This is a genomic window from uncultured Caballeronia sp., from assembly GCF_964243625.1.
Classification (GTDB): Bacteria; Pseudomonadota; Gammaproteobacteria; order Burkholderiales; family Burkholderiaceae; genus Caballeronia.
Window position 1 is genome coordinate 1 of the sequence record NZ_CAXTGZ010000373.1, and the last position, 6179, is coordinate 6179.

8 protein-coding genes are annotated in these 6179 nt (G+C 60.9%); all 8 read left to right on the top strand.

What is annotated here, in order from left to right; all coding sequences use genetic code 11:
• A partial coding sequence (locus ACFFAR_RS22020; protein ID WP_174364052.1) for a DUF3400 domain-containing protein occupies positions 1-368 on the top strand: 368 nt, incomplete at its 5' end.
• Positions 369-402: 34 nt separating this feature from the next.
• The gene (locus ACFFAR_RS22025; protein ID WP_061998398.1) at positions 403-834 is read left to right on the top strand and encodes an HIT family protein; all 432 of its coding nucleotides are present in this window, start codon (positions 403-405) and stop codon (positions 832-834) included.
• A 26-nt stretch (positions 835-860) separates the two neighbouring features.
• Positions 861-1271, top strand: a complete 411-nt coding sequence (locus tag ACFFAR_RS22030) for a gamma-butyrobetaine hydroxylase-like domain-containing protein (RefSeq protein WP_174364051.1) — start codon at positions 861-863, stop codon at positions 1269-1271.
• A gap of 96 nt (positions 1272-1367) precedes the next feature.
• Positions 1368-2099 carry a bifunctional demethylmenaquinone methyltransferase/2-methoxy-6-polyprenyl-1,4-benzoquinol methylase UbiE gene (gene ubiE, locus ACFFAR_RS22035; protein WP_061998400.1) on the top strand — a complete coding sequence of 244 codons (732 nt, stop codon included), beginning with the start codon at positions 1368-1370 and terminating at the stop codon, positions 2097-2099.
• Positions 2100-2125: 26 nt separating this feature from the next.
• Positions 2126-3142 (top strand): Tim44 domain-containing protein, encoded by a 1017-nt coding sequence (locus ACFFAR_RS22040; RefSeq protein WP_062169084.1) that lies wholly within the window; start codon positions 2126-2128, stop codon positions 3140-3142.
• A gap of 173 nt (positions 3143-3315) precedes the next feature.
• Positions 3316-4014, top strand: a complete 699-nt coding sequence (locus ACFFAR_RS22045) for an SCP2 domain-containing protein (protein WP_082771368.1) — start codon at positions 3316-3318, stop codon at positions 4012-4014.
• 11 nt (positions 4015-4025) lie between these two features.
• Positions 4026-5603, top strand: coding sequence for a ubiquinone biosynthesis regulatory protein kinase UbiB (gene ubiB / locus ACFFAR_RS22050; protein WP_375508470.1), 1578 nt, complete (start codon positions 4026-4028; stop codon positions 5601-5603).
• 3 nt (positions 5604-5606) lie between these two features.
• Positions 5607-6179 (top strand): methyltransferase domain-containing protein (locus ACFFAR_RS22055; protein ID WP_375508471.1); only part of this gene is annotated, 573 nt, incomplete at its 3' end.

Below are 6179 nucleotides of genomic sequence, written 5' to 3' on the forward strand. Positions count from 1 at the left end.
CGACGCAAGTCCGATTCCGCAAGGAAGAGGAAATCCGCAAGGGCGCGGCGAAGTTGCGCGACATTCCGCTGGTGGCCGAAGCTGGCGCCAACGGCATCAATCTGGCGAACGCGTCTGCAGGAACGGCGGGCGCTGCGCCGGGTTCAGTGCTAAAAGCAGGGGACGGCGCGTTATCCACCGGTACCGACGTCAAGATCCTCACAAGCTGCCCGTCGTGCCTGCAGGGTTTGTCGCGGTACAACGAGGATGCGAACATCGAAGCGGATTACATCGTCGTGGAAATCGCCCGCAAGGTCCTCGGCGCGAGCTGGATGGAAGATTACGTCGCACGTGCTAACGATGGCGGGATCGAGCGCGTGCTGGTGTAATAGCGAACCGGGGTAGTTTCGCTAGAGGAAAACGATGGACTGTGTTTTTTGTCGTGAAGACGGCGGCGACGTCTTGTGGTCGGACGACGCGCTGCGCGTCGTCCTCGCCGATGAGCCCGACTGGCCGGGGTTTTGTCGCGTGATCTGGACCGCGCACGTAGCCGAGATGTCCGATCTCGAGAACGCGGACCGCGCAAAGCTGATGTCGGCGGTGAACGGCGTCGAGCGCGCGATCCGGCGCGTCATCTCGCCCGCAAAAGTGAATCTGGCGAGCCTCGGCAACCAGGTGCCTCACGTCCATTGGCACGTCATTCCCCGCCATTCCAACGATTCCCGTTTCCCGCTGCCCATCTGGGCGCCGCGCCAGCGCACGGTCTCGCAGGCGCTGCTGTCGAACCGGCGCGCTCAGGCAACCTTGCTGCGCGAAGCCGTACGCAGCGAAATGGCGCTGGCGTTCGGGTCATAGCCCAAGACTTTCAATAAAGGCTCAACATGAGCGGACTTACCAAACAAACGCCGATTCCGACTGGCATCGTCGTGCATTCCAGGACGCGCGCGCTCGAGTTGCAATACGCGAACGATCAGACGTATCGCCTCGCGTTCGAGCTATTGCGCGTATATTCGCCGTCGGCGGAGGTTCAGGGGCATGGTCCCGGCCAGGAAACACTGCAGACAGGCAAACGCGATGTATCGATCATTTCTGTCGATCCCGTTGGCCACTACGCGCTCCAGCTCAATTTCTCCGATGGCCACAACACGGGCATTTATTCGTGGGACATCCTGCACGACCTCGCAGTGCGCCAGGACGAGTTGTGGGCGGAGTATCTGGGCAAGCTGGAAGCGGCTGGCGTCGATCGCGACACGCCGATGGCGCCGAAAGCGTCCGGCGGACACTGCCACTGACCCATTTTAAATTTGGCAGCGGCGATTTGCCGCAGCACCAGGCCGACTGCTCGAAGGGTTCGGCCAATTACACGAACAAAGGCGAGGACAAACGCGATGAGCAAGACCCACTTCGGTTTTGAAACGGTCGACGAACAAGACAAAGCGAAGAAGGTGGCGGGCGTGTTCCACTCAGTCGCGAGCAATTACGACCTGATGAACGACCTGATGTCGGGCGGTTTGCATCGCGCGTGGAAGCTGTTCACGATCGGCCAGGCGAAGGTGCGGCCGGGCTACAAAGTGCTCGATCTGGCAGGCGGGACGGGCGATCTGGCGAAAGCGTTCGCCAAGCAGGCCGGTGAAAAAGGCGAAGTCTGGCACACGGATATCAACGAATCGATGCTGCGCGTTGGGCGCGACCGGCTGCTCGACAAAGGCGTGATCACGCCCACGCTGATCTGCGACGCAGAGAAGATTCCGTTCCCCGACAATTATTTCGATATCATTACAGTTGCCTTTGGACTTCGTAATATGACGCACAAAGATGGTGCTTTGGCCGAAATGTATCGCGTCGTGAAGCCGGGTGGGAAAGTGATGGTCCTGGAGTTCTCGAAAGTTTGGGATCCGCTCAAGAAAGCCTACGATCTGTACAGTTTCAAGATCTTGCCGTGGCTTGGAGACAAGATAGCGAAAGATGCAGATAGCTACCGCTACCTCGCGGAGTCGATCCGGATGCATCCGGACCAGGAAACTTTAAAAACAATGATGGAACGCGCTGGCTTGGAACAAGTCGAATATTACAATTTGTCAGGTGGCGTGGTAGCGTTACACGTCGGGACCAAATTTTAGTGTTCCACTTTTTAAAAGGATTCGAAATGTCCGATTCGCGCTTACCCCAATCTCGGGGTTTCCTGAAGTCGTTATTCAGGAAAGCCGGGGTCGTTGCGCTGGCTGGCGTAATCATGGCCGGTGCACTCGTTACAGAAGACGCCGAGGCTCGCCGCATGGGCGGTGGCCGTAGCATGGGCCGTCAATCCACTACGGCCACTCAACAACATCAGGCCACGCCGCCGTCGCAGTCCATGCAGCCGGGTCAGGCTGCGAACGCTCAGCGCGCAGCACCCGCTGCAGCGCCGGCCGCCGCTGCGGCACCCGCGCGTAACCGCTGGCTGGGACCGATCGCCGGTCTTGCGGCTGGTTTGGGTATCGCGGCATTGCTGTCGCACTTCGGTCTGGGCGGCGCGTTCGCCGGCGCAATGGCCAACATGATCATGATCGCGTTGATCGTTCTGGCTGCCGTGATGATCTTCCGCTTCATCATGAACCGCCGGAAAGGCGCGAGCCCTGCTTTGGCCAGTGCCGGCGCGGGTTCGCCGTTTGGAGGCAGCGCTCGTACCGGCATGAATCAGCCGCAGGAACCGAGCTACGTTCCGCCGTCGGCGCCGGGTGGGTACGGTCCGTCGGGCGTTCAGAGCTATACGAGTCCGGTCGACGCAGCGGCAGCCCCGCAAGTCGCCGTGCCGTCCGGTTTCGATACCGAAGCGTTCCTGCGCAATTCGAAGGTTTATTTTGTGCGTTTGCAGGACGCGTGGGATCGCGGCAATTCGAACGACATCCGCGAGTTCACCACGCCGGAAATGTTCGCTGAGGTGAAGCTGGATATCGACGCACGCGGCACGCAGCCGAACCGTACGGATGTCGTGCAACTCAATGCCGACATCCTCGGTGTTGAGGATCGCGGCACGGAAAGCCTCGCAAGCGTCCGTTTCCATGGCCTGATCCGCGAAACGGAAGGTGCTGCTGCCGAGCCGTTCGTCGAAATCTGGAACCTGTCGAAGCAGAAGTACGGCAACGAAGGCTGGTTGCTGGCCGGGATTCAGCAAGTTAGCTGAGTGTCGACCAGGGCGACCAAGGCGACCAAGGCCATGTTCAGGCTTTGTCGGCTAGACCGGACGGCTAACGTTGCGTTTGGCGTGACCATTGCCAAACGATAACGCCAGTTGCAAAGGTAGAATAGAAACCCGCACGAGTGACCGCTTGTGCGGGTTTTTTCATCTCAGAGCCGATGACGCACGCAGACGAATCCGCCCAACCCGCAGTCCCCTCTGCCACCCAGGCCGCAGCCAGAACCGCATCGAAGGCGTTCGCGGCCGCTGTGAACCACGTGCTCGCGCGCGAACCATGGGCCCGCGAGCGTCTTGCCCCGTACGCAGGCAAGACGGCGTGCTTCGTGCTCGCGCCGTTCTCGCTGTATCTGATGGTGCAGCCAGACGGGCTGATTGGCGCTATCGACGAGAACCAGGCTACCTTCGACGTCACGCTCTCCGTGCCGCCAGACGCCATTCCCGCGTTCATGCAAGGCGGCCAGGCGGCCGTGATGAAACACGTGCGCATAGAAGGCGACGCCGAGTTTGCAACGACGATCGCGAAACTGGCCGAGCATCTGCGCTGGGAACCTGAAGAAGATCTGGCGCGCGTGATTGGTGACGGGCCGGCGTACCGGATCGGTTCCACCGTGCGGCTGGTGGGTGAACAAGCGCGCCGGTCGGGGCGCAACCTGCTTGAATCCGTGGCGGAATACCTGCTCGACGAACAACCTCAACTCGTGCGCCGCAGCGCCCTCGACACCTTCAATGCCGAACTGTCGATAGCCCGGGACGCGCTTGCGCGCGTCGAAAAACGCATCGAGCGACTCGAACAAAAAGCCGAAGCCCGAGGCGCATCTGCGCCCGGCGCCGCGTCATCGCGCGGCACGAGCAAGTAATGGGCTGAACCATGCGCTTTCTGCGTTTTTTCAAGATTTTCTTCACCGTAGTGCGATTCGGGCTCGATGAACTGGTGCTGAGCGGCATTCAGGACCGGCGCGTTCGCCTGCTGATGCGCATGACCACGTTCGGCCGAAAGTTCGAGGTCGCGCGCGGCGTGCGTTTGCGTCTCGCGCTCGAAAGCCTGGGCCCGATCTTCGTGAAGTTCGGGCAGGTGCTGTCCACACGCCGCGATCTGCTGCCGGTCGATATCGCGAATGAACTCGCGAAGTTGCAGGATCAGGTGCCGCCGTTCGATTCGGATGTGGCTATCGCGATCGTGGAAAAGTCGCTGGGTGCGCCTATCGACGTTTTGTTCGACGACTTCGAGCGCGTGCCGGTTGCCAGCGCATCGATTGCGCAGGTGCACTTCGCCAAGATCAAGACGGGCGCGCACGTGGGCAAACCGGTCGCGGTGAAGGTGTTGCGTCCGAATATGCTGCCGGTCATCGATTCGGACCTGGCGTTGCTGCGCGACATCGCTTACTGGACCGAGCGGTTGTGGGCCGACGGCAAGCGCCTGAAACCGCGCGAAGTGGTCGCCGAGTTCGACAAATATCTCCACGACGAACTCGACCTGATGCGCGAAGCCGCAAACGGCAGCCAGTTGCGGCGCAACTTTGCGGGCCTCGATTTGCTGATGGTCCCGGAGATGTACTGGGACTATTCCGCGCCCACGGTCCTCGTCATGGAGCGCATGGTCGGCGTGCCGATCAGCCAGGTGGAAGTGCTGCGGGCGGCCGGGGTCGATATTCCCAAGCTGGCCCAGGAAGGCGTCGAAATCTTTTTCACGCAGGTTTTCCGCGACGGTTTTTTTCATGCCGACATGCACCCCGGGAACATTCAGGTAAGTCTGGCCGAGGACACGTTCGGGCGGTATATCGCGCTGGATTTCGGCATCGTGGGCGCGCTTTCCGACTTCGATAAAAACTACCTCGCGCAGAACTTCCTGGCGTTTTTCAAGCGCGACTATCATCGCGTCGCCACGCTGCATCTGGAATCCGGATGGGTGCCGCCGACTACGCGCGTCGAAGAACTCGAAAGCGCGATTCGCGCCGTGTGCGAGCCGTACTTCGACCGGGCGCTCAAGGATATTTCGCTGGGACAAGTGCTCATGCGGCTCTTTTCCACGTCGCGCCGCTTCAATGTCGAAATCCAGCCACAGCTTGTGTTGCTGCAGAAAACCATGCTGAATGTGGAAGGCATTGGCCGCTCACTCGATCCCGATCTCGACCTGTGGAAGACCGCCAAGCCGTATCTCGAACGCTGGATGAACGAACAGGTCGGCTGGCGTGGCTGGTATGAACGGCTCAAACTCGAGGCGCCGCAATGGAGCAAGACGATGCCCCAGTTGCCCCGTTTGATCCATCAGGCGCTGGCCAGTCAGCACGACTCGTCGCGTGGCGGCAATGACGAACTCATTCGCCTGGTCCTGCAAGAGCAGAAGCGGACCAACCGGCTGTTGCAGGCGCTGCTGATTTTTGGTCTGGCGGTGGCCGCAGGCGCCGTGCTCGCCGAGTTCTGGCAGGTAATTGCGTACGGAGGCTAGACCATGGTCGATGACCCCAAACCGGCTGGGCCCGCTGCGGCGCCCGTGTTCAATACTCGCGACGCCAATTCGCCCGAGTTCTGGGACGAACGGTTCGACCGGCGTTTCATGCCGTGGGATCAGGCTGGCGTCCCCGAGGCGTTCATGGCGTTTGCGCTCGAGCATCGCAAAACCTTGGGAAGCGTGCTGGTTCCCGCCTGCGGCAGCGCGTACGAAGCGCTTTGGCTCACGCAGGAAAATTGGCAGGTCAAGGCCATCGACTTTTCACCGAGCGCGGTCGCCGCGGCTCGTCAGCAATTGGGCGTACACGCGGACGTGGTCGAACAGGCGGATTTCTTTGCGTATCAGCCGCCGTTTGAACCGGACTGGATTTACGAGCGCGCTTTTCTCTGCGCTTTGCCGCGTGAGCGCTGGCCGGATTACGCCACGCGCATGGCGGCGCTCCTTCGACCGGGTGCATTGCTCGCCGGATTCTACTTTCTCGGCACGACGCCCAAGGGGCCGCCGTTTGGTATCGAAAGGGACGCGCTCGATGCGTTGCTGCTCTCCTCCACCCAGTGGAACTACACCGCCACC

What these genes read in the sequence shown, in the direction of transcription:
- ACFFAR_RS22045 (WP_082771368.1), top strand. Translation starts at nt 3,316, where the DNA reads ATGACGCACGCAGACGAATCCGCCCAACCCGCAGTCCCCTCTGCCACC.
- ubiE (WP_061998400.1), top strand. Translation starts at nt 1,368, where the DNA reads ATGAGCAAGACCCACTTCGGTTTTGAAACGGTCGACGAACAAGACAAA.
- ACFFAR_RS22040 (WP_062169084.1), top strand. Translation starts at nt 2,126, where the DNA reads ATGTCCGATTCGCGCTTACCCCAATCTCGGGGTTTCCTGAAGTCGTTA.
- ACFFAR_RS22025 (WP_061998398.1), top strand. Translation starts at nt 403, where the DNA reads ATGGACTGTGTTTTTTGTCGTGAAGACGGCGGCGACGTCTTGTGGTCG.
- ACFFAR_RS22030 (WP_174364051.1), top strand. Translation starts at nt 861, where the DNA reads ATGAGCGGACTTACCAAACAAACGCCGATTCCGACTGGCATCGTCGTG.
- ubiB (WP_375508470.1), top strand. Translation starts at nt 4,026, where the DNA reads ATGCGCTTTCTGCGTTTTTTCAAGATTTTCTTCACCGTAGTGCGATTC.